18 protein-coding genes are annotated in these 22,488 nt (G+C 51.7%); 15 read left to right on the forward strand and 3 right to left on the reverse strand.

Going from position 1 to position 22,488, the window contains the following annotated elements; translation table 11 throughout:
* The first annotated feature begins 48 nt into the window (after positions 1 to 48).
* The 3 genes from uvrC (at position 49) to ABDB91_RS03065 (ending at position 4,602) form a co-directional block, all read left to right on the forward strand.
* Positions 49 to 1,896 (forward strand): excinuclease ABC subunit UvrC, encoded by a 1,848-nt coding sequence (uvrC, locus tag ABDB91_RS03055; RefSeq protein WP_347490172.1) that lies wholly within the window; start codon positions 49 to 51, stop codon positions 1,894 to 1,896.
* 507 nt (positions 1,897 to 2,403) lie between these two features.
* Positions 2,404 to 3,519 (forward strand): methyl-accepting chemotaxis protein, encoded by a 1,116-nt coding sequence (locus tag ABDB91_RS03060; RefSeq protein WP_347490173.1) that lies wholly within the window; start codon positions 2,404 to 2,406, stop codon positions 3,517 to 3,519.
* A gap of 51 nt (positions 3,520 to 3,570) precedes the next feature.
* A complete protein-coding gene (locus ABDB91_RS03065) occupies positions 3,571 to 4,602 on the forward strand; it encodes a Cof-type HAD-IIB family hydrolase (RefSeq protein WP_347490174.1) in 1,032 nt (343 codons plus the stop codon).
* A gap of 56 nt (positions 4,603 to 4,658) precedes the next feature.
* Here ABDB91_RS03065 and ABDB91_RS03070 read toward each other — a convergent pair whose 3' ends face one another.
* Both ABDB91_RS03070 and ABDB91_RS03075 read right to left on the reverse strand, forming a co-directional pair.
* Positions 4,659 to 5,333, reverse strand: coding sequence for a GNAT family N-acetyltransferase (locus tag ABDB91_RS03070; protein ID WP_347490175.1), 675 nt, complete (start codon positions 5,331 to 5,333; stop codon positions 4,659 to 4,661).
* Positions 5,334 to 5,597: 264 nt separating this feature from the next.
* Positions 5,598 to 6,200 carry a TetR/AcrR family transcriptional regulator gene (locus tag ABDB91_RS03075; RefSeq protein ID WP_347490176.1) on the reverse strand — a complete coding sequence of 201 codons (603 nt, stop codon included), beginning with the start codon at positions 6,198 to 6,200 and terminating at the stop codon, positions 5,598 to 5,600.
* Between the two features lie 188 nt (positions 6,201 to 6,388).
* Here ABDB91_RS03075 and ABDB91_RS03080 point away from each other — a divergent pair, with 188 nt between their 5' ends.
* Positions 6,389 to 6,514 (forward strand): hypothetical protein, encoded by a 126-nt coding sequence (locus ABDB91_RS03080; protein ID WP_347490177.1) that lies wholly within the window; start codon positions 6,389 to 6,391, stop codon positions 6,512 to 6,514.
* A 39-nt stretch (positions 6,515 to 6,553) separates the two neighbouring features.
* Here ABDB91_RS03080 and ABDB91_RS03085 read toward each other — a convergent pair whose 3' ends face one another.
* Positions 6,554 to 7,948: a glucose-6-phosphate isomerase gene (locus ABDB91_RS03085; RefSeq protein ID WP_347490178.1), complete on the reverse strand. Its 1,395-nt coding sequence runs from the start codon at positions 7,946 to 7,948 to the stop codon at positions 6,554 to 6,556.
* Between the two features lie 542 nt (positions 7,949 to 8,490).
* Here ABDB91_RS03085 and ABDB91_RS03090 point away from each other — a divergent pair.
* The 11 genes from ABDB91_RS03090 to gpmI all read left to right on the forward strand — a co-directional run bounded on the left by ABDB91_RS03090 (position 8,491) and on the right by gpmI (position 22,474).
* A complete protein-coding gene (locus ABDB91_RS03090) occupies positions 8,491 to 9,300 on the forward strand; it encodes a PHP domain-containing protein (protein ID WP_347490179.1) in 810 nt (269 codons plus the stop codon).
* Positions 9,301 to 9,468: 168 nt separating this feature from the next.
* Positions 9,469 to 10,323: an RNase adapter RapZ gene (rapZ, locus tag ABDB91_RS03095; protein WP_347491515.1), complete on the forward strand. Its 855-nt coding sequence runs from the start codon at positions 9,469 to 9,471 to the stop codon at positions 10,321 to 10,323.
* A gap of 284 nt (positions 10,324 to 10,607) precedes the next feature.
* Positions 10,608 to 11,948 carry a YvcK family protein gene (locus ABDB91_RS03100; protein ID WP_347490180.1) on the forward strand — a complete coding sequence of 447 codons (1,341 nt, stop codon included), beginning with the start codon at positions 10,608 to 10,610 and terminating at the stop codon, positions 11,946 to 11,948.
* A 262-nt stretch (positions 11,949 to 12,210) separates the two neighbouring features.
* Positions 12,211 to 13,389 carry a cysteine desulfurase family protein gene (locus tag ABDB91_RS03105; RefSeq protein WP_347490181.1) on the forward strand — a complete coding sequence of 393 codons (1,179 nt, stop codon included), beginning with the start codon at positions 12,211 to 12,213 and terminating at the stop codon, positions 13,387 to 13,389.
* Between the two features lie 35 nt (positions 13,390 to 13,424).
* Complete coding sequence (thiI, locus tag ABDB91_RS03110) at positions 13,425 to 14,612, forward strand: tRNA uracil 4-sulfurtransferase ThiI (protein WP_347490182.1); 1,188 nt, start codon at positions 13,425 to 13,427, stop codon at positions 14,610 to 14,612.
* Between the two features lie 149 nt (positions 14,613 to 14,761).
* Positions 14,762 to 15,715 (forward strand): DNA-binding protein WhiA, encoded by a 954-nt coding sequence (gene whiA / locus ABDB91_RS03115; RefSeq protein WP_347491516.1) that lies wholly within the window; start codon positions 14,762 to 14,764, stop codon positions 15,713 to 15,715.
* A 214-nt stretch (positions 15,716 to 15,929) separates the two neighbouring features.
* Positions 15,930 to 17,363, forward strand: a complete 1,434-nt coding sequence (rpoN, locus tag ABDB91_RS03120; protein WP_347490183.1) for an RNA polymerase factor sigma-54 — start codon at positions 15,930 to 15,932, stop codon at positions 17,361 to 17,363.
* Between the two features lie 163 nt (positions 17,364 to 17,526).
* Entirely contained in the window at positions 17,527 to 18,558 is a 1,032-nt protein-coding gene (gene gap, locus ABDB91_RS03125) for a type I glyceraldehyde-3-phosphate dehydrogenase (RefSeq protein ID WP_347490184.1), read from the forward strand.
* Between the two features lie 43 nt (positions 18,559 to 18,601).
* On the forward strand, positions 18,602 to 19,786 hold the full coding sequence (locus ABDB91_RS03130) for a phosphoglycerate kinase (protein ID WP_347490185.1): 1,185 nt from the start codon (positions 18,602 to 18,604) through the stop codon (positions 19,784 to 19,786).
* Between the two features lie 251 nt (positions 19,787 to 20,037).
* Positions 20,038 to 20,826: a triose-phosphate isomerase gene (tpiA, locus tag ABDB91_RS03135; protein ID WP_347490186.1), complete on the forward strand. Its 789-nt coding sequence runs from the start codon at positions 20,038 to 20,040 to the stop codon at positions 20,824 to 20,826.
* Positions 20,827 to 20,932: 106 nt separating this feature from the next.
* Positions 20,933 to 22,474, forward strand: a complete 1,542-nt coding sequence (gpmI, locus tag ABDB91_RS03140) for a 2,3-bisphosphoglycerate-independent phosphoglycerate mutase (RefSeq protein WP_347490187.1) — start codon at positions 20,933 to 20,935, stop codon at positions 22,472 to 22,474.
* Positions 22,475 to 22,488 lie beyond the last annotated feature (14 nt).

Below are 22,488 nucleotides of genomic sequence, written 5' to 3' on the forward strand. Positions count from 1 at the left end.
GCAGTTAGTTTAAAGAAGTTTAAGCCTGACCCCGGGGAGGGTGTTGGGGTGCGGGAGAAGCTGGCTCAGCTGCCTGAGAGTCCCGGGGTGTACTTGTTTCGGGACGATGGGGGACAGATTATATATGTAGGTAAGGCGGTGTCGCTAAAGCACCGGGTGCGGTCTTATTTCAGCGCCGCGGCGGAGCGTAATGCGAAGGTACGGGCTATGATGGAGCGGGCCCGGGACTTTGAGTATATTACCACCGACTCCGAGGTGGAGGCACTGATCCTGGAATCCAATTTAATTAAAGAGCATCGCCCCCGTTATAATGTATACCTTAAGGACGATAAAAGTTATCCATATATAAAGTTAACTGTCAATGAGCAATTCCCCAGGGTGTTTATTACCCGGCGGGTGGTAAAGGACGGGGCTCGTTACTTCGGCCCCTATACCCGGGTGGGAGCGGTGCATGAAACGCTGCGGCTGCTAAAGCGTATTTTCCCGCTGCGCACTTGCAAGCAGCGGGTGCCGGTTCCGCGCAGCCGTCCTTGCCTGAATCAGCATATCAAGCGCTGCCTGGGCCCCTGCTGCGGTCTGGTGACCCCGGAGGAGTATCGCAGGGTGGTAGATGGGGTGCTGCTGTTTATGGAAGGCAAACAGGAGGATTTGGTGCGGGAACTGCGCCGGCGTATGGAGGCGGCGGCGGGAAGCCTGGATTTCGAACGGGCCGCCGAGCTGCGGGACCAACTGCAAGCCGTGGAAAAGGTGATGGAGCGGCAAAAGATAGTGGTCGCTGATCCGAATGACCGGGATGTGCTGGCTATGGCCCGGGGGCAGGATGAGGCTTGTGTGATGGTGTTCTTTGTGCGAGGGGGGAAGCTCATCGGGCGGGAGCACTTTATGGTGGATGGCACGTCGGATATGGGACGGGACGAGATACTAACGGGTTTTATCAAGCAATATTATCTGCAGGCTGAGTTTATTCCCCGGGAGGTACTGGCGGAGGAAATCTTAAGCGATGAAGTGGAGGTGCTGGAGCGCTGGCTTACCGAGAAGCGGGGCGGGCGGGTTTATCTGACCCGGCCCCGGCGGGGGGATAAAAAGCGGCTGGTGGATCTGGCCGGCCGCAATGCTCTGTTGGTGCTGCAGGAGGTGGAGTCCGGGCGAGCGGTGCGGAAGGATGATTTGCAAAAAGCACTGGAACAGCTGGCCGAAGCACTGGCGTTAAAGACGCCGCCCTTGCGCATGGAATGTTACGATATTTCCAATACTCAGGGTGCGGAGTCGGTGGCCTCTATGGTGGTATTTGAAGGAGGCAAGCCGGCCCCCCCGCAGTACCGCCGGTTTAAGATTAAAACCGTCACCGGGCCGGATGACTTTGCTTCCATGCGGGAGGTGCTCGAACGGCGCCTGACCCGGGGGCGGGAGGAACGGGAATTAGTGAACACCGGACAGATGTCGAGCCGGGACGCCAAGTTTCACCGGTTTCCCGATTTGCTGGTGGTGGACGGCGGCAAGGGGCAGCTTTCTTCGGCGGTAGCGGTTTTGGAGGAGCGGGGCTTCGGGCATTTACCCGTTTGCGGGCTGGCCAAGGAGGAAGAATTAGTGTTTTTGCCGGGCCGCTCGGAACCCGTGCGCCTGCCCGAAAGCTCCCCGGCCCTGCAAATGCTGCAGCGGCTGCGGGATGAGGCGCACCGGTTCGCCGTTACCTACCATCGCCAACTGCGGGGCAAGCGTAATCTCAAGTCCATGCTGGAGGAAATAGACGGTATCGGCGCGGTGCGCCGCCGGGAGCTGCTTAAAGCTTTCGGTTCGGTGGAAAAAATCCAATCAGCCGAATTGGAGGAACTGGCTGCGGTATCGAGTATGAACCGCCGGGCGGCTCAAGCGGTGTACGACTTTTTCCGTGATTAAGGGCCGGATTGGTAATGGTATGTATTAAAAATTTTGTCCGGCCAGGTGTTTTGAAATGGGTACTAAAGTTTGGCTGGTAATGTATTAATCGGTAATTATATTAAGATGAATAGACTTTCGGCAGTCGATGGGTAATTTATCTGATTCCTAAGACTCTACTTTTTACTTCAGGTGGGGTGGAATTCCCGCTTGAAGCTCCGGTGTCCAGCTTTAGCTGAACGAGTTCACCTTACTGTCTTGTTTAGGGCTGGATTATTAATTTGGTTTTCCCGACCTTTTGACTGGATGTCCGGTGTCGGGAGTCGTTAAGAGAGTGCGTAATAAAAGCGGCTCTCTTTTTTATTTTAAGCTTGTTAAATTATAAAAAATAAAAATTAGTCTAAATTAGTCGAAAATTTATTAATTTTATAAATTGATAAAAAAATTAGTAAGTAGTATTATTATTTTGTGAAAGATAGTCTAATTTGGGTGGAATAGACTAAATGGCATTGGAAGGGATGTGTTTAAATGAATGTGAAAAGACTGAACCGTCGCTCATATCTCTTAAAGACGTCTATTATGGCAGGTATTGGAGGAGCCATAATCGCAGCCATAATTTTAAGCATCGATAGTCACTTTCTTATACTAATATTTGCCGCCGGGCTGCTGGCCATGCTGAACGGTTTTATTATCGGCACAAGAAACTATAGACAATTAATTGAGCCTATGCAATCAATTATCAAAGACTTGGAAAAGCTGGTTAATAAAAGCCATGTGGAAGGCGTTAAGGTTATCAATACGGTAAGTGATATAAAACAGGCTTTTCATGAAATATTAAACGATTTGACCGATAATTTAACTCAGGTATTTATAAGGATAAAAAACACTTCAGGACAATTGGTGACATACGCCGAGCAAACAGCTGCGGGAACAGAGGATACCGCATCCTCTGTTGGCCGTGTGGCTGCTTCGGTGCAGCAAATGTCCGCCAACGCGGAACAAATTATGGAAAATTCCAATCGCACCGCTGATTCTGCCAGGGAAGGCAGCGCGGGCATTCAAAGAGTGGCAGCCCAGATGGATGCTATTCAGCGTGCTTCGGCCAGGAGCGGAGAAGTAATTCAGGGACTTAATCAGTCGGCCCGGCAGATATCTGAAATTATTAATATTATTACATCAATTGCCGAGCAAACTAATTTGTTGGCTTTAAACGCGGCTATCGAAGCGGCCCGGGCGGGTGAGTACGGCCGTGGATTTGCCGTGGTGGCCGATGAGGTGAGGGGCTTGGCTGAACAAAGTGCCGGCGCGGCTAAAAAAATTCGTAATCTGGTGGCAGTTACCCAACAGGAAACCGAAGATGCTGTACGCAGTACTAATGAAAGCATTGAACAGGTGGAAAACGGTTTGGCGGTTGTGTCCGACGTAAGCGGTACTTTTGAAAAAATAATATCTCATGTTGAATATCTGGCGGATGAAATGCAGTCGGTTACCGCGGCTACCCAGGAAATATCTTCGGCCATACAGGGCGTAGCCGGTACAGCCGACAAGCAAACAGAGGTTATGGAGCAGCTTACAGGCAACGCACAAAATCTTGAACGATTATCATTGGAATTGCAAAAGGTTGCCGATAGGTTCGTTATTTAAAGCTATCTTTCCGGTGGATATTGTGGATATTGGACCGGGATAACTTTTAATATGTGGTATAATATCCTGAAAGATATCCATGCCGCTTGTGCGGCAACAGCGGAGGATGAACAGCCCGCATTTTTTTGGGGACCTGCCGCGGAGTCTGAGATTGCTTTGCCTGCGCTCGCAATGACAGTTAAAAGCATGTCGGAAGAAAAGAATCCTGAGCTTTTTCAGGATAGGTTGACTAAGTATGGCAATCTGCCGGGAGGGCCCAAATTGAGCAAACGTAATTATAAATTGTTAGCTGTTGATTTAGATGATACAATGCTGAATTCCCAGTTGCTAGTGCCCGAGCAATCGCGTCAGGCTGTGGTGCGAGCCCGTGAGGCAGGAGTGCGGGTGACTCTGGCTACCGGACGGATGTTTCGCTCGGCGCTGCCTTTTGCGCAAGAATTGGGAGTAGCGGAGTATCTGATGACTTATCAGGGGGCTTTAGTGAAACATCCCGTAACCGGCGATGTCTTGTTCCATCGGCCGGTGCCGCTTGATTCAGCGCTGGAGGTGCTCGAGTTGGTGAACCGGTATGGCTACCATATCAATGTTTATGTGGATGACACGCCCTACATAGCTCGGCAGACCAAGGAAAGCGAGCTTTATACCGCTATTTCCCGCATTCCCATGACAGAAGTGGGGAACCTGGCGGCCTTTCTGCGGGAGCGGGGCCAGGACCCCACCAAGATAGTGGTGGTTGCCCGGGAGGAGTTGATTGATAGCTTGCTTACCGAGGTGCGGCCCCGGTTGGGGAATAAACTGCATATAACCAAGTCAAAACCCAATTTTCTGGAGTTTTCCCACCCGCTTGGTAATAAAGGCGATGCTTTGGCGGCCATTGCCGCGCATTACGGCGTAGCGCAGGGTGAGGTTATCGCGGTGGGAGACGGTTATAATGACCTGGAAATGATTGATTTTGCCGGATTAGGTGTGGTGGTGGGCAATGCTCGTCCGGAAATCAAAGAGCATGCCGATTACGTCTGTCGTACCAATGATGAGTGCGGGGTGGCCGAAGTAGTTGAGAAATTTATTTTGACCGCTCTGTAGAAGTTTCTGTATATTGTGCCTTTATATAATGCTGTATTTAAAGATTAACAGTGAGTTTAAGCTTGACTTCTTGGCGGCCTGGCGGCTATTTGTTTAAAGAACAGCCAATCATCCAAACTTACATGCACACCGCACCTGGCTATCAGTGCGTTGGCGGGATGTTCCAGGACATCATACATTCTAGTAAAGCAAGGATTGAAGCTGACCTGCTGGACAAGTCTGTCCATCATATCCCGGTATTCCCATACGTTTAAATGACTGCCTTTAAGATCCCAGTTGCGGAAGCTTTCCAGGCCGATGACTATAAAGTTCTCCCAGAATTCGTCGCGGAAAACGAATTTTAAAAGCGTACCGCCTACATGACAGCTTCTCCATTCCCTGGTTACTTCAATACCGCCTATTTCAATAATCCTTGGATGATCATGCCAGCGGGAGCATGTATCCGGCAGGTGAAAGGTAACGTAACCTACGATTGTTCTCCCCTTATGCACTATGTAAACCCGGCCGCGGGGCAGGCCGGCGATATGCACCAGGGATTGCAATTGCACATCCGGTTGGCGAAAGCTGTCCATCTCTTTACTGAGTTGCATGCCGCTTAATATGATCCCTGCCACCGGTCCTTCGATAACCGCATTTCCCATGGGGATATTTATAGCTGCCTTTCTTGCACTTAAAAAGCCTGCTTGATTTTCGGTCTTGGTTATGTTATTGGTTGAGCTTTGGGTTAACATAGACCAAACCTTCTTTACTATTTAATCAAGTTCGAGACTCTCAATTCTATAAGTGGGAGTTCCTATTTTTACTTCAGGTGGGGTAGAATCCCCATCTGAAGTCCCGATGTTTAGCTTTAGCTGAACGAGTTTACTATTTTAAAAAGTGATTGTCGGTTTGTACGCGGCCGGGTGATATACAGGACGGTGCTGGCGGTAGTATTGCGATGTGTGCCGTGGTGCCGTTGGATATTGGCATTTACGACCGGTCCCTTGATTGGCCGGCTAATCCACAGGGTACTGCTTGGTTGGTTTTTTTTGATACAGTCCTTCTCCCAGGCACCGGTGAAAAGAGCCTACCATTTCAATCATTTCCGTGCTGGTTATTTCTTTTAAGACCACCCATTTATAAACGGCATACTTGATTATCGCCAGTATGGAGTGGCAGATGGGGTCGATGGGTAAGTCCTTGAAGAAACCGTGCTTTATTCCGTAGGCAATGTTCTGGTGCACGAACCAAAGATACCTCTCATCAAATTTCTTCAGGCATTTATCAACTGATGTGCTTAGCCCGGCCACCCGGCTGTAGATTTCAGACAACTCCGGGTTCTCGGCAAAAACCTCCATGATTACCCGCTTGCTTTCCACAAAACGCTTGTGTACGTCTTCTTCCTGCTTAAAATACCGGTTAACCTTGTCTATAATGTGATCCAGAAAGTCGGATAATAATGTATTCAGCAAGTCTTCTTTGTCTGCAAAGTAACGGTAAAAAGTACTGGTGCCATAACCGGAAGCATCTATGATTTCACGTACCGGGGTATTCATGTAGCCCTTTTGGACAAATATTTCTTTGGCGCAGTTGAGTATTTTTTTCTTCTTTTCTTCCATTTGGCTAATAACCTTCTCTGATTTAACAGGGACCATGGTTGGGGACATCGCTCCTTCTTTTTTTGTTAAGAGACGGAATATTCTTTCCGTTTTATTAATTAATATACTTCATATCTACAGGTATGTCAATAGCTGTTGGTAAAAAATAGGGCAGACCGCTGGCTGGCGGCCGATGGCCGGATGGTCGGATGGTGGCGGCCTGCCGGCCGGACGGTCGGGCTGCACTAGTGGCCGGGCGGTTTGGTGATGCAGATAGCTTGATCCCGGAAATGCTCATTGAATTGGTGTTTAAAAAAGGACAGGCTGTTTGCTGACAGCCTATCCCGTATTTAGAACCCCGGTTCGCAGTTGGTTTAAGAAAGTTTAAGCCTGACCCCGTTTTTAAATCGCTGCATGGCTTGTTCGTACTCCGGGCGTCGCCGGCTGTAATCCTGCCGGCCCATCAGTGCATAGGTGATGTTCTTGCCTTCTTCCACACCGGGCTGGTTGAAGGGGTTGATGTGCCACAGCTTGGCTGTGTATACTACCAGCGCTTCGTAGAAATATAGCAGTGCGCCCAGCGCTTCCGGAGATATTTCTCTCAAGGTGATCCGATAGCAGGGCCTGCCGGCTCCGACCAGGCTCATTTCGGTGGCCAACTGCTCAATGTCCAGCTGTTCGCTCATGGAGTGGCCTGTGAAGTAGGCGTATTCTTTCTCTGTGGGAAATGCTTCCGTTAAAGTAACGTCCGCGGGCAGACTGTCTATTTTCACAAATCCAAGCACTTTATCCGCGGGGCCTTCTTTAAAAAGCTGCAGTATGGAGTGCTGGTCCGTGGCCCCCAGACTGGCCAGCGGTGTGGTGCCCGCGTGGACTACTTTACCGTCCAGGGATAGTCTTTTACCCAGGCTTTCGGCCCATAATTGCACAAACCATAAACCGAATTCAAACAACAGGCTGCTGTAATTAAACAGCACGTGCATGGATTTACCCTGCGTGGACAGCTCATAAAGACAGCTGCCCAGGGCAAAAAGGGCGTTTTGCGGCAAAGGAGTGTTGATGATGGATTGGTGTGCCGCTGCCGCGCCGGAAAGCAGCCGGGCGCTGTCAATACCGGTAATTTCAGCGGGAAGAAAGCCCACTGAAGATAAAACGGAATACCGGCCGGGCAGGTCCCGGGGGATATGCAGCAAGCGGCAGTCCAGCTGTTGGGCGATGTGGTTGATGCCGTTGTCGCCGGGGTCGCAAATTATAACGATGTCTTCCGGACGGCCGCCTGCCGCTTTGTATTTGTTGTAAAAGAAGATAAACTGCGCCGCTGTTTCCGGGGTCGAGCCCGATTTACTGGTGTAAATGATGGCTGTTTTGGCCATATCGATAACATCCAGGACCTTGGTTAGCAGTACCGGGTCCAGGTTATCCAGTATAAACAGCCGGGGCTGGGCATGCTTTTCCAGATTATAAAACGGACCGTGCAAAAACTGCAGCACTGCTTTGGCTCCCAGCGCCGACCCGCCGATGCCCAGCAGCAGTACATGGTCATATTTTTCACCAAGTTCGCGGGCCAGCTCTTTTATTCGGGGGATGGCCTTTTCCTCACCGAAGGAAAGAGTGATGGGGGATGTCTTATCCTTGAGCGGTGCTTGAAACTCGGCAAACGCCTGTCCGTGTTTGGCGGTAAAATTAGCATATTCGGTTTCGGAGACAAAGTTGGCCGGGTCTTTATCGCTTAAAAGATGGCCTATGTCAATATTAATTAATTCTTGCATACATTCACATCCTTTGCAAAAGTTCAATTTTAGTATATCCGCGTGCGCGTGGTTGTTACGTCAATTATTAAATATGGTTACCTTAAGAAGCTCTTGATTGGTTTCAACTTTTCATTGGCCCTGAAACAGATTCTATTTACCAATATATAGTATAACTGTTTTTCCATAATTTTTAAAGACAAGCCGGCAGGAATTTGTGTATTTTTGTATAACATTGGTTTGACTAGTTAAATTTATGTAGTAACAGTAAAAATATTATGCTCGGTAAGGCACGGTTACGCAAAAAACGCTGTAAGCGTGCATGTAAAAATTAATTTGAACTTTTGTGTGGTAAAATAGTATCAGTGTGCTTTATAAATTTTGAAGCAAAGGCGCTATGAAGATCTACAATTAGATTTATATTTGCCGCGCGGTTTGCGGTATGAATATTATCCATGCAGACTATGCTATAGTAACGGAAGGATTGAGATTGAAACCGGGTCCCCCGGCTGTTGGTTGTAAACGGTTTAACCGTGGGGGATTTAAACAGGGGAAATGGTGCTATGCAGCTGTTTGCCGATTGGCATACGCATACCCGATACAGCGACGGTCATGCCGCGCCGGAGGAAATGGTGGCGGCGGCGGCCCGGCGCGGCCTGGCGGAGGTCGCCATTACCGATCACGGGCCCCGGGGCATGTTTATCGGTGTTAAAGATGCCGGGGTATACCGCGAGCTGAAGGAGCAGGCGGCCCGGCTGTCTGAGCTTTACTCGGTGCGGGTGCTGGTGGGCGCTGAAGCTAATGTAATCGGCCTGCGTGGGGAAATTGACATACCGGCGGATATAGCCGGTGAGCTGGATATATTGATCGCGGGTCTGCATCCCCAGGTGTGGTGCCGGCCCTGGTGGAAAACGCTGACCTGGATATTGCCCAATAGAATTGGCAAGACGTTCGGGTGGGTGCGGGAGAGGATGCGCGAGGCCAATACTATGGCGCTGGTGGCTGCCGTGCGCAATAACACGCTGACTTTTATCTCCCACCCCGGCCTGGTGATGGCGGTAGATATGGATGAGGTGGCCCGGGCCTGTGCGGATACCGGGTGTGCCCTGGAAATAAATACCGGACATCATTACGATCGGGATGAGGTGGTACGGGCCGCGCTGCGCTGGGGGGCATTGCTGGTGGTGAACAGTGACGCCCATTACCCCGAAACGGTAGGTGCGCAGGATATCGGTATCGAACTGCTGGACAAGTATCGGGTGCCCCCGGAAAAGGTGTTAAATGCCTGTCCGGTTGAACAAACGGCGGGTGCCGCGGAGTATCGGCGGGGGAGTGCCGGTTTGGCCGGGCGGGCTGCGCCGCCGCTGTCGTGATATCCGATGTGGCGGGGAACGGGGGGAATAATTCGGCTATTGTGCCGGGGAGTGAGCAGATAAGCTGCTTATAGTTGACCGGAATGTGGGTAAATGATCTAACCGCGGCTTAATGAATTGACCTTAATGAGTTGACATAGAAAGGGTGGGTGTCTGTTGCCTGCACATATGGTTATTGTTACCGGTCTGTCCGGTGCCGGAAAAACCCAGGCGCTGCGTTGTCTTGAAGATATGGGTTATTTTTGTGTGGATAATTTGCCGCCCACTTTGATCCCCAAGTTCGCCGAACTATGTGCACAAACGAACCGGAGTATTAATAATATAGCATTAGTTGTGGATATAAGGGGCGGGGAGTTTTTTCAGTCCCTGTCCGAAGTGCTGGGCCAGCTGGAACAGGGCGGTATTGAATACGAGATTCTTTTCCTGGAGGCTTCGGATGAGGTGCTGGTAAGGCGATATAAAGAATCCCGCCGCCGCCATCCTTTGGGGACGCATGGCGAAGTGCTGCGCAATATCCGGGAGGAGCGGGTATTGCTGGAGGAAGTTAGAGGCCGGGCCGGAAAGATTATAGATACCTCTAATTTAAAGCCTCAGGAACTTAAGGATAAACTGGCGGATCTGTTCGGCGGCGAAGGGGATAATTCCCAACTGCTGATTACGGTTATTTCCTTCGGGTTTAAATATGGCATTCCCATGGACAGTGATCTGGTAATTGACGTGCGTTTTTTGCCCAATCCATATTATGACCCGGCTATGCGGCTATTGTCCGGTAATGAGCCGATGGTGCGCGACTTTGTATTCAATTCGCCGGTTACCACGGCATTTATGGATAAATTTACCGACCTGGTGGAGTTTCTTATACCTTGTTATATTGAGGAAGGCAAGACCACATTGATGATCGCTATCGGCTGCACCGGCGGTATGCACCGCTCCGTGGCCCTGGCCAACCGGTTGGGGGATGTTTTGCGAGGCAAGGATTACCGGGTGACGGTAAGTCACAGAGACATTGGCCGGGTTGGCTAATGTAATTGTAATAAAACGTGCCTGCGGCTTCAGTGAACTCGTTCGGCTAAAGCTGGACATCGGGGCTTCAGATGGAGATTCTGCCTCACCTGAAGTAAAAACCGGAATTTCCATCTAAACAGGAACTCCCATTTGTGGAAATGGGGGTCTTGGAATTCGATAAAATATGAGAATAGTTATCTGGAGCGGATACAATATAGTAGTTTGCTCCATTTGATTAAATGACCGGTGTCGCGGTTAAAGGATCTTATTCTTGCGGAGGGTATACGGGGGGCGCTAAAAAGATGACCAAGTGGCTGTATCCGGGTATGTTTATTAAACGCTGGCTGTTGCTGGCGCTGCTGGGGGGGGTGCTGCTATTTGCCGGTGTGGCGCTGGCGGTTTTTCCCTACCTGCCGGCCACGGGATTCTGGCTGCAAAAGTTGTTGTACGGGACTGCGGGGCAAAGCCGCACTGTGCTGTCGGGTATCCTTTTTATGACCGCGGGTACCGCTTTGATGGTTTACGGATTGTGCCGGGCTTTGCTTTCGGTAATTAACGCTATTATGCCGGGCGGAAACAGGCTGGTGGATGTCGTTTATAACCGGCGCTGTTTGGAAAAAGGGCCGCGGGTGGTGGTTATCGGCGGTGGTACGGGAATCCCGGTTTTATTGCGCGGGCTTAAGGAATACACCGGTAATTTAACTGCCGTGGTTACAGTGGCTGATGACGGCGGCAGTTCGGGACGGCTGCGGGGGGATTTGGGCATATTGCCTCCCGGCGATGTGCGCAATTGTCTGGTGGCTTTGGCTGACCGGGAGCCTCTAATGGAGGAGCTTCTGCAATATCGCTTTGCCGCGGGGGAGCTTAAGGGGCATAATATGGGCAATCTTTTGCTGGCGGCTTTGTGTGGCATCAGCGGCGGCTTTGACCGGGCGGTGCGTGGTCTCAGCAGGGTGCTGGCGGTGCGGGGCCAGGTTTTTCCGGCTACTTTGGCCGATGTTCGGCTGTGTGCGGAAATGAAAGATGGTTCGGTAGTGTGCGGGGAATCCAGGATACCGAAAAGCGGCCAACAAATAATGAGGGTGTTTCTGGACCCGGATAACTGCCGTCCCACCAAGGAAGCTTTGGAAGCTATCAGGGACGCGGACGCTATTATTATGGGGCCGGGGAGTCTTTATACCAGCATCCTGCCCGGGCTCATGGTGCAGGGTATTCCCGAGGCTATAGCCCGTGCGCGGGCGGCTAAAATTTATGTTTGCAATGTTATGACTCAGCCCGGTGAGACCGACGGCTACTCGGCTTCCCGTCACTTACAGGCTATTATTGAACATGCCGGTGAAATAATAGATTATATGGTTGTCAACACGGAAAATGTACCTGCCTGGGTGGCGGGCCGGTATCGCAAAGAGGGTGCCGTGCCGGTCGAGGCGGATCTGGAAAATATTCAAGATCTGGGGGTAATGCCAATTTCGGGCGAGCTGCTGCAGGAAGGGGAAGTGGCGCGCCATCACTCCGGCAGGCTGGCTCAGCTGCTTATCAAACTTATATATGGCGATCGCCGTCACCCGGAGCGGGTAGTTTATATAAATAATTATATCCGGCCCAAGCAGGCCGGGGGCGAACGGGATAGCGCGGCGTTTTAAAATTGGGTTAATGGATGACAAAACCGCCGATTGTGCGGGCCGTTAATTTGTTGAAGAGTGGATAAAGTACAAGCATAGTAACGGACGGCTGTAATAAGGCACCGGATTTGATTTTCCGGTGCCTTTGCCTGTTTTTTTTGCATGTCTCTGCAGCATTCGCTATTGTTCGAGGTGTTGCTTGACGCTGTTCGGTTTGCGGTATACTATGAAATAATATGAAACGCCGTATGGCTTTAATTTAGAGTTTGAGGAAGTGGCGGTTATGACAGGGCTTCAGGTATATTTGGATAACAGCGCTACCACCCGTCCTTATTCGGCGGTAGTACGGGCCGTGGCGGAGGCGATGGAGGAGCATTACGGAAACCCGTCTTCCCTGCACAAAATGGGCGTTGAGGCCGACCGGGTTATGAGCCGGGCGCGGCAGGCCGTGGCCGCCAGTTTGGGGGCGGGACCCGGCGAAATTGTGTTTACCGGCGGGGGTTCGGAGGCAATTAATTTAGCTATTAAAGGAGCGTTGCCCGGCCGGTGGGGAAAGCATGTGGTTACCACGGCGGTGGAGCACCCCGCCGTTTTAAATGCCTGCGGGCAGCTAAAGGAACAAGGCATTCAAGTGACGGTGCTGCCTGTTGATGAGCAGGGAGCGGTGCAACCCGGGCAATTGCGGGAGGCATTGCGGGAGGATACCTATCTGGTATCGGTAATGTACGTAAATAATGAAGTGGGTACGGTGCAGCCACTGGACGAAATTGCCGAGGTGCTGGCTGATTTTCGCAGGGGAGGGCGCAAGCTGCTGTGGCATGTCGATGCGGTACAGGCTTACGGTAAGTTGCCTTTGCGGCCCGGGGAGCTGGGTGTGGATTTGTTGTCGGTGAGCGCCCACAAAGCGCATGGCCCCAAAGGGGTGGGGGCGCTTTATGTGGCGCCGCATACTCAGTTGCTGCCTTTGGTAGCTGGTGGCGGACAGGAGCACGGCCGGCGTTCGGGTACTGAAAATGTGCCCGGCCTTGCGGGTTTTGGAGCGGCGGCCGCGGTAATTGCCCGGGAAGCCCGCGGGGCGGCGGAGAGAATCTTCCCTTTGAAAAAAAAGCTGGCGGAGGGCATACTGGCGGCGGTGCCGGGCGCCGTATTAAACGGGCCTCCCTGCCGGCGGGAGAACTTGCGTTGCGCCCCGCATATTGTTAATCTGTCATTTCCGGGGCTGCGCGGCGAAATACTGCTGCATTCGCTGGAGGAGCGAGGTATTTATGTCTCCACCGGGTCGGCCTGTGCCAGCCGGAAAAGTCCGGGCAGCCACGTATTGAAGGCTATGGGCGTTAAAGGGGAACTGCTGGAAGGGGCGGTGCGGTTCAGCCTGTCATCGTTGAATACGGAGGGGGATATTGATTACGCGGTGGAGCAAACAGCAGCCGTGGTTCAGGAATTGTATGCTTTATATAATTAAGATGTATTTTCCAATGCTGAAAGGAACGATGAGCCATGAATAATACATATATGATTCGTTACGGAGAAATCGGGCTTAAAGGCAAAAACAGGCCGGCCTTTGAGCGCCGGCTGATGGATAACATCAGCCGGGCGCTGAGAAAATTGGGGTCGTCCCGGGTGCGGCGGGTATACGGCCGCATTATAGTGGAAAGTGAAGCCGAGCCCGCCCGGGTGCTGGATATATTAAGCAAGGTTTTTGGTATTGTGGGAGTCAGCCTGGCATTGCGTTTGCCGCTGGACGAACGGGTTATTTGCGAGGGGGCGCTGGCGACGGTTAGGGATGCCGCGGCCCGTGTTTTGATGCCTGCCGGAGAGCCGCTGACTTTCAAAGTAGAGGCCAGACGTTCCAATAAACAATTTCCCCGTACCTCCCCGGAGCTTAACGGTTTGATTGGCGGTTATCTGCTGGATAATTTTCCGGGTCTTAAAGTAGACGTGCATACACCCCAAATCAGAGTGAGGGTGGAAATCCGTGAGAAAAATGCCTTTGTTTATGCCAATGATATGCCGGGGGTGGGTGGTTTGCCCGTGGGGGTCAGCGGCAAGGCACTGCTGCTGCTGTCCGGGGGCATTGACAGCCCTGTGGCCGGTTATATGGCTATGAAACGGGGTATTGAAATTGAAGCGGTGCATTTTTACAGCTTTCCCTTTACCGGTGAAAAATCCTTGGAAAAGGTGCGAAATCTGTGTCGGGTTTTGACGGATTACACGACGCGAGTTAAAATGCATATAGTGCATTTTACCGATATTCAAAAGGAAATTCAAAAAAGCTGCCCCGAGGAGCTGCGGGTGACTATTATGCGGCGCATGATGTTTCGCCTGGCCGCCAGGATTGCGGATAACCAAGGGGCGTTGGCGCTGATAACCGGTGAAAGTGTGGGACAGGTGGCCAGCCAAACGCTGGAAAGCATGCGGGTGATTAACCAGGTAATCGATATTCCCGTGCTGCGTCCGCTGGTGGGCATGGATAAGCTGGAAATTATCCACCGGGCGCAGGCTATTGGTACTTATGAAACATCAGTGCTGCCCTATGAAGACTGCTGCACCTTGTTTCTGCCCAAGCATCCGGCTACCAGGCCTCGCTTGGAACAGGCGCTGGATGCCGAACAGGCGCTGGATTTGGAGGGTTTGCTGACCGGGTCGCTGGAGCGAACGATAGTGGAGGATATTATACGGTCGTAGTCCGGCGCTTATCGGGACGGCGAAAGCTTTGTTCAAAAAGTCGTTTATGCCGTAGAATTATATCCGCAGATAGCATTTGGATGTGGCCGGTGTTTATCCAATCAAGCAGCTGCGTACATGATGCGCTGGTTTCTCCGGGGGTGGATTTGTTGAGTTTTTCCACGCTGACTAAAAATGAATTGGCCAGGGTGATGGGCTCGCGGCAGTGCTGCAAAATGGCCGAGCTGGTCGCTCTGATTAAAATGGATGGTTCTCTTCAGTTGAGCGGGCGGCAGATGTCGATAAATATTTTAAACCATAATGCCGCTGTAGCCCGTAAGGTGTTTAAATTGGTCAAGGAGCTTTTCGGCATGCAGGCCGAGGTATTGGTTAAAAAGAAGGTGCGCCTGCGCAAGAACAATGTTTACTGGGTGCGCATACCACCCCAGGAGGGCTTGCGTGACATGTTGGTACAACTGGGTCTGCAAAGGTTGGATGGTTCTCTGCGTGAAGGTATACAGCAGGATTTGGTGGGCCGTGATTGCTGCAGGCGCGCTTACTTGCGCGGTGCTTTTTTGGGCGGCGGCTCGGTGAACAGTCCGGGCGGTAATTATCATATGGAGATTATCACCAGTAAAGGGCGGCACGCCGCCGATATTTGCCGGTTACTGCAGAAGTTTGGCCTGGCGGCTAAAATTAGCAGGCGTAAAGCTTGGTTCGTAGTTTATCTCAAGGATAGCGAACAAATTGTGCAGTGTCTTAATATTATGGGCGCTCACTCGGCACTGCTTGAATTTGAGAACACCCGGATATACAAGGGGATGCGCAACCAGGTAAACCGGCTGGTTAATTGTGAAACCGCCAATTTGAATAAAACGGTGGATGCTTCGCTGCGCCAAATAGATAGCATTGCTATTGTAGCCCGGGTTATCGGTATGGATAAATTGACCCCGGGTCTGAGAGAAATTGCTGAGCTGCGCATAAAATTTCCGGATGCCAGCTTAAAGGAGCTGGGCGAAATGGCTAATCCGCCGCTGGGCAAATCGGGAGTTAATCACCGCCTGCGCAAATTGGATCGGATGGCGGAAAAACTGCGGGCGGGTGATATGCCGACGGGGTTATAAGTTGCGGGGTATGTCCGAAGTGTTGGGTGCGCGCACATAGATGCGGACTACTAATGGAACCCCTTGGAACCCCCGCGGTCTGTAATCATTTCCCGGTTTGCTGAATATATTGAAATATAAAAATGTAGGCAGGATTTTTGCAAGTGCGTGTAGAATTATATATTTTAAGTATTTAAAATTTTATGCCAATTGATTAGGAGAGGAGTATCTGGCTATGCGCATGGGTTACGGGCTAAACATCGTGCAAACTCAAAAATTAATTATGACTCCCGAATTGCGCCAGGCCATTACCGTTTTGCAGCTTTCTTCCCTGGAACTGGGCACTTATGTGGAACAGCAGCTTCAGGAGAACCCGTTGCTGGAAATCGGGGAAGATTACGAAAAGGTGAGTACAGAGGAACCATCACCTGTCGAATCAGGCGCAGGGGAAAGAGAAAAGGAAAACAAAAACGAAAAGGAAAAGGAATATGACATTGACTGGCAGGATTATTTTCATGACAGCAGTGATCTGGGTATGCCCCGTTCCGAAGTGAGCCGGGAACAAAATGAATATAGCTATGAGCATTATGTCAGCCGCGCGCCGAATTTAATGGAATGTTTAATACAGCAGCTTGGTTTGGTCCGGTGTGCCAAACGTAAAAGAGATATTGCTGAATATATTATCGGTAATATAAATGATCATGGCTATCTTGGTTGTTCAATTGATGAAATAGTCAATCAAGTGGGGGCCGCCGCCGACGAGGTGCTGGAGGCATTAAAGATTGTGCAATCTTTCGACCCGCCGGGGGTAGGGGCCCGCTCGCTGCAAGAATGCTTGCTGCTGCAATTGACTTATCTTGGTATTAATGATCCGCTGGCTTACGTGATAGTGGAAAGGCATCTCATGGATTTAGCCGACGGCAAGTACAGCCGTATGGCTCAGGTGCTGGGCGTACCGGTGCAGGAGATCCAACGGGCGGCTGATTTGCTGAAAACCCTGGATCCCAAACCCGGGCGCAATTTCAGCAGTGTCAATGATAACCGGTATATCGTACCGGATATTGTGCTGAATAAAGTGGATGGTGAGTATGTAATTATTACCAACGATACTTCGGTGCCTCGTTTGACTATCAACAACACCTACCGGGCCGTACTGGGTCAGGATGCGGGCGACAGCCAAACTAAAAAATTTGTGGAGCATAAACTAAATGCCGCGGCCTGGTTGATTAAAAGTATTGAGCAGCGCCGCCTGACCCTGTACAAGGTTACTAAATGCCTGGTTGACCTGCAGCGTGACTTTCTGGATTATGGGGTTAAATATTTAAAACCGTTAAACCTTAAAACGGTGGCCGACATTGTGGGTCTGCATGAGTCTACTGTGTCCAGAGCCACTTCAAATAAGTATATTCAGACACCCCAGGGCGTCTTTGAAATGAAGTACTTTTTTTCTTCCGGTTTGAGCAACGCAGGAGGGCCTGCGGTTTCCGCCGCAAGCATCAAAAAAGCACTGCGCGAGATTATTGACGGGGAAGACGCCAAAACGCCGTTAAATGATCAACAGATTGCGGATATCTTTAACCGGCGCGGTGTTAAAATCTCACGGCGTACGGTAGCCAAATACCGCGATGAAATGAACGTACCGCCTATTAGAAAAAGAAAACGATATTAACCTATCTGAGGAGGAACTGCCCGGCGGTTCCTTTTTTCTATTTTTTTTGCGATATTGCGTGCCGAAAAGGAGGAAACAATTTATAGATTAGCGAATAGAGTATAACATATTTAATTAAAAAATAGCGACTAATGTATACTATTGAAAGGAGTGGGTAGTAATAATGGCGGTAAAGTTGGGGATTAACGGTTTTGGCAGGATTGGACGTTTGGTATTGAAAGCAGCATTGAGCCACCCGGAAATTGAGGTGGTGGCCGTTAATCATAAATCCCGAAGGCTGCCGGCAAACGATATGTTCGCCAGTACGCTTGCCCACACGTTAAAGTACGATTCTATTCATGGCAGGCTGGATGATGATATAAAAGGTTATGATGATACTATTGCGGTTAACGGCCAGCAATTTAAAGTGTTATCCGAGGGGGATCCCGCCGCGCTGCCCTGGGGGAAACTGGGTGTGGATATAGTGGTGGAGTCCACCGGCAAGTTTAACGATCCGGAGAAGGCCGGCGCCCACCTGGCGGCCGGGGCTAAAAAAGTGGTTATATCGGCGCCGGCCAAAGGGGAATGCCTGACATTGGTGATGGGTGTCAATGAGGGTATATATGACCCGGTCAAGCATAATATTGTGAGCAATGCTTCTTGTACTACCAACTGCCTGGCCCCCGTGGCCAAGGTGCTGCTTAATAAATTCGGCATTGTCAAGGGTTTGATGACTACGGTGCACGCGGTGACCAATAACCAGCAAATTCTTGACATGCCCAGCAAGGATATGCGTCGCAGCAGAGCGGCTTTTAATTCCATTATTCCCACCACTACCGGAGCGGCCCGGGCAGTAGCGCAGGTGCTGCCTGAGCTGAAGGGGCGGCTCAATGGTATGGCCATGCGGGTGCCCACCCTTAATGTCTCACTGGTTGATTTAGTGGTGCAGCTGCAGAAGAAAGTTACCCGGGAAGAAGTCAATGCGATTTTAAAAGATGCATCCGAGGGTGAGTTAAAGGGTATACTGGGATACAGCGAACTGCCCCTTGTTTCCATCGACTATAACGGTGACCCCCATTCCTCTATTGTAGATGCGCTTTCCACGATGGTAATAGGGGAAGACATGATCAAGGTGCTGGCCTGGTATGATAACGAGTGGGGTTATTCCAACCGGGTCGTCAATTTGGTAGAATACATTGCTAAAAGAGGATTATAATATTATCAATAAACGTGGTTGATATTTCCGTAGGGGGGATCTCATGGCCAAAAAAACCGTCCGGGATGTGAATGTATCCGGCAAAAAGGTACTGGTGCGGGTGGATTTCAACGTGCCCCTGGATAAAGAGGGCCGGGTAACCGATGATACACGTATCAAAGCGGCAATGCCCACAATCAAATATTTAGCCGGGGAAAAAGCCAGGGTGATATTGATGTCACACCTGGGGCGGCCCAAGGGGCAGGTTAATGAAAGCTATAGGCTGGATGCTGTTGCTGTCCGGCTGGAACAGTTGCTGGGAGCTCCGGTACGCAAAGTGGACGATTGTATCGGAGAGCAGGTACGGCAGGCAGTGGATGAACTGGGAGAAGGCGAAGTGCTGCTGCTGGAAAACCTCAGGTTTTATCCCGGGGAAGAAAAAAACGAGCCTGGCTTTGCCCGCCAGCTGGCCTCTTTGGGCGATATACTGGTAAATGACGCTTTTGGTACAGCCCACCGGGCCCACGCATCCAACTATGGTGTGGCGCAATTGCTTCCTGCGGTGGCCGGTTTTTTAATGGAAAAGGAAATTACCATGCTGAGCCAGGTGCTGGGCTCGCCGGGCCGTCCTTTTGTGGCCATTATGGGCGGGGCTAAGGTTTCCGATAAAATTGGCGTGATTGATAATCTTTTAACCAAGGTTGATGTTCTTTTAATCGGCGGCGGTATGGCCAATACTTTCTTCAAGGCCGGCGGCCTTGATATAGGCAAGTCCCTTTTGGAGTCCGACAAGGTGGAACTGGCCGGACAGCTGATGCAAAAAGCGGAGGAAAAAAGGGTGCAGCTGCTGCTGCCCGTGGATGTGGTGGTGGCCCCGGCGGTCTCGCCGGATGCCGATGCCCGGGCGGTGCCGGTAAACGCCGTGCCCGAGGGCGGTATGATACTGGATATAGGGCCGCAAACCGTGCAGCAGTTTAGTGACCGGCTTAAAAATGCTGCTACAGTGGTATGGAACGGACCTTTGGGCGTATTTGAGATGGAACCGTTTGCTCATGGTACGATGGGGATTGCCCGGGCGCTGGCGGACAGTCAAGCGGTTACCGTCATCGGCGGTGGCGACTCGGCGGCGGCGGTGGAAAAGGCCGGGGTGGCCGGGAGGATTACGCATATTTCTACCGGCGGCGGCGCGTCGCTTAAATTTTTGGAAGGCAAAGAGCTGCCCGGGGTGGCGGCTTTGCAGGATAAATAGTTTATTGCGCAGGTGAAAATTATTCCGGGTTGCGCAGCCTTTTGAAGTTTCCGCTATTAGTGAATTCGTTCAGTTAAAGCTGAACATTGGGCTTCTGGTGGGGATTCCGCCCTATCTGAAGTAAAAATGGGAACTCCCACTTATAGAAGTGGGAGTCTTGGAATTTGCTGGAGAACCAGATGTGTTGACCTTGTTCCGGGTCCAGCTCTGGAACGGGATTTCTAAGCGTGGTATAAAGAGGAGTGTTGGTCGTGCGTGTACCCATCATAGCGGGTAACTGGAAAATGTACAAGACCGTCGGCGAGGCGGTCAATTTTGTGCGCGAGCTGGCCGGCCGAGTGGCCGGGGTAAGCGGGGTGGAAACGGTGGTCTGCCCGCCGTTTACAGCTCTGGCGGCGGTGGCGGCGGAACTGAGCAAACAGGGAGCCGGTATAGTTTCGGGGGCTCAAAATATGTACTGGGAAAACGAGGGGGCGTACACCGGAGAAATTGCCCCGGGCATGCTTAAAGAAGTGGGCTGCCGCTATGTTATCCTGGGCCACTCGGAGCGCCGCCGGTATTTCGGAGAAACTGACGCGGCAGTGAATAAAAAGGTACACGCCGCACTGGCTCATGACTTGATACCCATTGTCTGCGTGGGCGAGCGCCTGGAGGAGCGGGAGTCGGGTACTACGGAAGATGTTGTTCGCGGTCAGGTGGAAGGTGCCCTGGCGGGACTCACGGCCCGGCAGGCCGCCGGGTTGGTGGTGGCTTATGAGCCGGTATGGGCCATTGGCACCGGGCGCACGGCTTCGGCGACGGACGCCCAGCAGGTGAACGGATTTATCCGCAAACTGCTGGTTGATTTGTTTGGTGAAACGGCGGCCGGGGCAGTGCGGATTCAATATGGGGGCAGTGTTAAACCGGGCAACACCGCCGAATTAATGGCCCAGCCCGATATTGACGGGGCCTTGGTGGGCGGCGCCGGTCTGAAGGCCGACAGCTTCGCCGGTATTATCACGAACGCTGTCGGTGCCGGGTCGGGTGTGGGGCGGCTTTAATATGTGTTGTTATATGTGGTAATTGTTTACCTAAAGAGAGAATGAGCGGTGGATAAAAATCTGGTTGTCATATTAAATCGAACCCATTATAGAGGAGGGAAAAGTCTTGGCTGCCAATAAACGGCCCTTGGCGCTCTTTATCCTGGACGGCTGGGGTCTGCGTGAAAAGAAAGAGGGCAATGCCATTGCCTTGGCCGATACGCCTAACATGGATATGCTGCTGGCTCAATATCCTCATACCGTGCTGGGTACCTCCGGTGAAAATGTAGGTTTGCCGGAGGGGCAAATGGGCAATTCCGAGGTGGGCCATTTAAATATGGGGGCCGGGCGGGTGGTTTACCAGGAATTGACGAGGATCAGCCGGGCTATTCGGGAACGTTCCTTTTACGACAATCCGGTGCTGTTGGAGGCTATGGATAAGGTGCGGGAACGCAAATCCGCCTTGCATTTGATGGGACTGCTCTCCGACGGTGGTGTGCACAGCCATATTGAACATTTATACGCCCTTTTGGAGTTGGCCCGTGACCAGGGTCTGTCGCGGGTATATGTGCATATTTTTTTGGACGGCCGGGATGTGTCGCCCGCCAATGCCCGGGAATACATAGAGCCTCTTGTTGAACGCATGCGTAAGATGGAGACCGGACAAGCGGCTACCGTGATGGGGCGTTATTATGCTATGGATCGGGACCGTCGCTGGGAGCGCACTAAAGAGGCTTATTACGCAATGATACGGGGTGAGGGATACCGGGCTCCGTCGGCTTTGGATGCGTTGGAGCAGGCCTACGGGCGCCGGGAGACCGATGAATTTGTCAAGCCCACCGTGGTGGTGGATGGCCGGGGCAACCCTGTGGGCAGGGTAGCCGATGGCGATACTATTATATTCTTTAATTTCCGGCCCGACCGGGCCAGACAAATCACCCGGGCTTTTGTAGACGCTGACTTTGATGGCTTCGAACGGCCCGCCGACCGGCCGCGGGTGCATTATGTTTGTATGACTCAATATGATAAAACCATCGACGCGCCGGTGGCTTACCGTCCGCAGGTGCTGGTCAATACCCTGGGCGAGGTGCTCAGTTACTATAACCTGAGGCAGCTGCGTCTGGCTGAAACCGAAAAATATGCCCATGTGACTTTCTTTTTCAACGGTGGTGTGGAGAAACCGAACCGGGGCGAAGACCGGATATTAATCCCCTCGCCCAAAGTAGCCACCTATGACCTGCAGCCCGAGATGAGCGCGGTACAGGTCACCGATGCTCTTTTAGATAAAATAAGCGAGTGTATCTATGACGTGATTATTGTTAACTATGCCAACCCGGATATGGTGGGGCACACCGGGGTGCTGTCCGCCGCCGTCAAGGCCGTGGAAACAGTAGACCGCTGCATCGGCAGGGCGGTACAGGCAGTGCGGCAGGCGGGGGGCCTGGCGCTGATTACCGCCGACCACGGCAATGCCGAGACGATGACCGATGAAGCCGGGAATCCGTTCACCGCTCATACCACGGCCCCCGTGCCTTTTATTCTGGTCAGCCGGGAGCACCAAAACGCCCGATTACGTCCCGGCCGCCTGGAAGACGTGGCTCCGACAGTGCTGCACCTGCTGAACATGGAAAAACCACCTGAAATGACGGGGCGCAACTTGCTGGAGTGATTGGCGCCGTTTGC

Origin of the sequence: Desulfoscipio sp. XC116 (genome assembly GCF_039851975.1) — a bacterium.
In the GTDB taxonomy this organism is placed as follows: Bacteria; Bacillota; Desulfotomaculia; order Desulfotomaculales; family Desulfallaceae; genus Sporotomaculum.

Coding starts and splice junctions, on each gene's coding strand:
- ABDB91_RS03060 (WP_347490173.1), top strand. CDS start 2,404: ATGAATGTGAAAAGACTGAACCGTCGCTCATATCTCTTAAAGACGTCT.
- ABDB91_RS03065 (WP_347490174.1), top strand. CDS start 3,571: ATGTGGTATAATATCCTGAAAGATATCCATGCCGCTTGTGCGGCAACA.
- ABDB91_RS03070 (WP_347490175.1), bottom strand. CDS start 5,333: ATGTTAACCCAAAGCTCAACCAATAACATAACCAAGACCGAAAATCAA.
- ABDB91_RS03075 (WP_347490176.1), bottom strand. CDS start 6,200: ATGGAAGAAAAGAAGAAAAAAATACTCAACTGCGCCAAAGAAATATTT.
- ABDB91_RS03080 (WP_347490177.1), top strand. CDS start 6,389: ATGGTGGCGGCCTGCCGGCCGGACGGTCGGGCTGCACTAGTGGCCGGG.
- ABDB91_RS03085 (WP_347490178.1), bottom strand. CDS start 7,948: ATGCAAGAATTAATTAATATTGACATAGGCCATCTTTTAAGCGATAAA.
- ABDB91_RS03090 (WP_347490179.1), top strand. CDS start 8,491: ATGCAGCTGTTTGCCGATTGGCATACGCATACCCGATACAGCGACGGT.
- rapZ (WP_347491515.1), top strand. CDS start 9,469: ATGGTTATTGTTACCGGTCTGTCCGGTGCCGGAAAAACCCAGGCGCTG.
- ABDB91_RS03100 (WP_347490180.1), top strand. CDS start 10,608: ATGACCAAGTGGCTGTATCCGGGTATGTTTATTAAACGCTGGCTGTTG.
- ABDB91_RS03105 (WP_347490181.1), top strand. CDS start 12,211: ATGACAGGGCTTCAGGTATATTTGGATAACAGCGCTACCACCCGTCCT.
- thiI (WP_347490182.1), top strand. CDS start 13,425: ATGAATAATACATATATGATTCGTTACGGAGAAATCGGGCTTAAAGGC.
- rpoN (WP_347490183.1), top strand. CDS start 15,930: ATGCGCATGGGTTACGGGCTAAACATCGTGCAAACTCAAAAATTAATT.
- gap (WP_347490184.1), top strand. CDS start 17,527: ATGGCGGTAAAGTTGGGGATTAACGGTTTTGGCAGGATTGGACGTTTG.
- ABDB91_RS03130 (WP_347490185.1), top strand. CDS start 18,602: ATGGCCAAAAAAACCGTCCGGGATGTGAATGTATCCGGCAAAAAGGTA.